We start from the raw sequence: 3,372 nt of genomic DNA on the forward strand, positions 1-3,372 counted from the left end.
CGAGTCTCCCACCAGCCGGCTCGGGCGTGTCAGCTCTTCACAATGCCGTGCAGGAGCAGGTCGATGAGCCGGGTGGCCAGGTCGCGACGCCCCTCACTGGAGGCCATGAGGCTGATGCCGCCCAGGGCCATGAGCACGTCCTGGGCGTCGACCTCGGAGCGGGCCGGGGACCGCTCCTGCCCGGCGGCGAGCAAGTGGGCGATGGCGTCGGCGAGCAGGGCGCGGGTGTGCATCTTCTCGCCGTCGTCGGTCAGCACCACGCGCAGCGCGTCGGCCATGCCGTCCTTGGCGGTCATGAAGTCGATGAAGGCTTCCATCCACGTCCGCAGGGCGTCCACGGGTGGCCGTGTGGCGGCGAGGTGCGGCGCCGAGTCGCACAGCCGCTGCACTTCGTGCCGGTAGATCGCCTCGATCAGGAGTTCCTTGGAGGGAAAGCGGCGGTACAGCGTGCCGACGCCGACGCCGGCTGCGCGGGCGATGTCCTTGACCGAGGCACCCGCTCCGTCGCGAGCGAACGCGGCTGCCGCTGCCTCCAGCAGCCGGTCCTCGTTGCGCTGCGCGTCGGCGCGCAACGACCTGGGGCGCCGCGCCTCACTCCCGCCGTCGCTGGTCACTCCGCACTCCCGTCGTGCCGCCGCCACTTGCAAGCGGAACCGGTTCCGCTTACTGTCATCAGCGAACCGGAACCAGTTCCGGATATGAGACTACGGCGGCACCCTGCCCGCGCGCCACTCGCCTGCGCGCATGCCGCCCCGCATGACCGCCTTCTTGGAGCAGCTCGTGACCGACCACCTGATCACCACCCCCTTCGGGGCTCAGACCACCGCCGCCGAAGTGGTCACCGGAGTCGACCTCACCGGCCGGCGTGCTGTCGTCACCGGCGCGGCCTCCGGAATCGGACGTGAAACCGCTCGTGTGCTGGCCGCGGCCGGCGCCGAGGTCGTCATCGGCGTCCGTGACCTCGCCGCGGGGGCGGACGTCGCACAGGAGATCGCCCCGCGGAGCGGTCCGGGAAGCGTCCATGCCACGCTGCTCGACCTCACCGACCAGGCCTCGGTGCGCTCCTTCGTCGAGGCGTGGCAGGGGCCGCTGCACATGCTGGTCCTCAACGCCGGCGTCATGGCTTCACCGCTGGAGCGGACGAAGGAAGGGTGGGAGCTGCAGTTCGCCACGAACCACCTCGGCCACTTCGCGCTCGCCACCGGCCTGCACGACGCCCTCGCTTCGGCCCGCGGATCCCGCGTCGTCGCCGTCAGTTCGGTGGGGCACGTCAACGGCGACGTCCTGTTCGACGACATCAACTTCGACCGGCACCCCTACGACCCGTGGGCGGCCTACAGCCAGTCCAAGACCGCTAACGTCCTGTTCGCCGTCGAGGCGAGCCGCCGTTGGGCGTCGGACCTGATCGCGGTCAACGCCCTCAACCCCGGCCGCATCACCACCACCCGACTCGGCCGCCACATCGGCGACATCTCCAACAGCCCGGCCACGTTCGAGGCCGGCAGCACCGACGTGTCCTGGAAGGACATCCAGCAGGGAGCCGCCACATCCGTGCTGCTCGCCGCCTCCCCGCTGGTCGAAGGGGTCAGTGGTCGGTACTTCGAGGACTGCAACGAGGCCGCCCCGCACCAGCCCGGTATCCGCCGCGGCGTAGCGGCCCACGCCGTGGACCCCGAGCGGGCGGCCCTTCTCTGGCAGGTCTCCATCGACATGCTGGCGGCCTCACCGACGACCGCCTGATCGCACCACCCCCTGGCCAGTGCCGGGCTCGGGGCAGCCGAAGGGCGAGCGGGGCGACGTCGTCGGGACAGCGCTCGGCGAGGAGGCCGGCGAGGAGTTCGTCGCACAGCACGGGCAGGGGTTCACGGGCGAGGGCGGCGGCGTGCCGGCGCAGCCGGGTCGATCCGGCATCCAGGCTCTCGCCGCGGCGTTCGATCAGCCCGTCGGTGTAGAGCAGGAGGGTGGAGCGGGCAGGCAGGTCCACGGTGGCCTGGCTGCGGGGGTGGTGGGGGCCGACGCCCGGGAGCAGGTCGTGGCTGTCGTCGAGGTAGCGGGTGCCGCCCTGGTGGGTGACCAGCAGTGGAGGCAGATGGCCGGCGTTGGAGTGGCCAGGCCGCCGGCGCTTCTGTGGCATCCTCGTCGCAGAGGCTGATGCGAGCGTCGGGTATGCCCACGCGCCGATCAAGCGGCCGGAACTTGTCCCGCGCCACCTCCTCGCGGTGCCACCAGCCGTGCTGCACCGGCCGGTCGCCGGATTCGAGCATCAGGCGCAGCGGTCGGCGCCGGTCATGCGAAGCGGATCCCTCGCGACCGCCCCGGCTCCCGGACGATCGCGCGTTGCGCCTGGAGCCCGGTCCCATTCGCGCCGGCTGCCGCCCTGCTTCTGCCCGGCAACCAGGCTGTACCGCGCTTCTGGATGCGCCGCGCTTCGCCCGGCGCGTCGTCGAGCAGCAGGCCGTCCGGCAGCTTGGGCTCATCGACCGCTGGATCGCCGAGGAGGAACGAGCCTGCGGCTACGCTTGTCCGGCCCGGCTGCAGACCGTCTTCTCACATCTGGCTGGTGGTCCAGCTGCTGAGGATGCGCAGGGACTCGGCCGTGGCGGAGCCCGGCTCGGGGAGGTAGACGCACAGGGTCTGGTTGTCGTCGCCGGGCGGCTGCAGCGACTCGTAGGAGAAGTGCAGGTCGCCGACGAGCGGGTGCCGGTAGTGCAGGGTCCCGTGGCTGCGCCGCAGCACCCGGTGGTCGTTCCACCACGTACTGAACTCCGGTGACTTCAGCGTCAGTTCACCGATCAGATCGGCCAGCCGGCGGTCCTGCGGACAGCGGCCCGCCTCCAGGCGCAGCATGGCCACGGTCTCGGCGGCGATCTGCTCCCAGTCGGCGGTGCGCTCGCGGGCCTCGAGGTCCAGCAGGTAGTAGCGCGCCAGATTGCGCCGCGGGACGGGCAGCGCCTCGAAGTCGGTCAGGACGGCGCGGGCCAGGCCGTTCGAGGCGAGGACGTCGGTGCGCCGGCCGATGACGAACGCGGGCACCTCGTCCAGGGTCTGGAGCATCAGGTGCAGCCCCTGGCGGACCCGCTGCGGGTTGACCGGGGCGCGCCGCCCGCCCGGTCGGGCGAGCAGGTTGGTGAGGTGCTCGCGCTCGGCAGCGTCCAGGCGCAGGGCGCGGGCCAGGGCGTCCACCACCTCGGGCGAGGGGTGCGCGGCCCTGCCCTGTTCCAGCCGGGTGTAGTACTCGGTGCTCACACCCGCGAGGCGGGCGGCTTCCTCGCGGCGCAGGCCGGGCACGCGCCGGACGCGCCCGTCGGCGGGCAGTCCCGCCGACTCGGGGCTCACCCGCGCGCGACGGGTGCGCAAAAAGGCGGCGATCTC

Annotated in this window: 3 protein-coding genes and 1 pseudogene; 1 reads left to right on the forward strand and 3 read right to left on the reverse strand. The window is 72.2% G+C overall.

Annotated features, from left to right (window positions below):
* Window positions 1–29: 29 nt before the first annotated feature.
* Window positions 30–614, reverse strand: coding sequence for a helix-turn-helix domain-containing protein (locus AB0947_RS42670; protein ID WP_366755740.1), 585 nt, complete (start codon window positions 612–614; stop codon window positions 30–32).
* 142 nt (window positions 615–756) lie between these two features.
* On the opposite strand from AB0947_RS42670, the gene AB0947_RS42675 reads away from it, so the two are divergent.
* On the forward strand, window positions 757–1,740 hold the full coding sequence (locus AB0947_RS42675) for an SDR family NAD(P)-dependent oxidoreductase (RefSeq protein WP_366755741.1): 984 nt from the start codon (window positions 757–759) through the stop codon (window positions 1,738–1,740).
* A gap of 46 nt (window positions 1,741–1,786) precedes the next feature.
* Here AB0947_RS42675 and AB0947_RS42680 read toward each other — a convergent pair.
* Together AB0947_RS42680 and AB0947_RS42685 are read right to left on the reverse strand one after the other, a co-directional pair.
* A pseudogene (locus AB0947_RS42680) lies at window positions 1,787–2,134 on the reverse strand (PP2C family protein-serine/threonine phosphatase); the annotation flags it as partial.
* A gap of 413 nt (window positions 2,135–2,547) precedes the next feature.
* On the reverse strand, window positions 2,548–3,372 hold an 825-nt coding region (locus tag AB0947_RS42685; RefSeq protein WP_366755742.1), incomplete at its 5' end, for a helix-turn-helix transcriptional regulator.

The organism is Streptomyces sp. NPDC047841 (assembly GCF_040704085.1).
GTDB classification, from domain to species: Bacteria; Actinomycetota; Actinomycetes; order Streptomycetales; family Streptomycetaceae; genus Streptomyces; species Streptomyces argyrophylli.

Bases quoted from the DNA above. Each gene is read 5' to 3' on its own strand.
- AB0947_RS42675 (WP_366755741.1), top strand. From the start codon at position 757: ATGACCGCCTTCTTGGAGCAGCTCGTGACCGACCACCTGATCACCACC.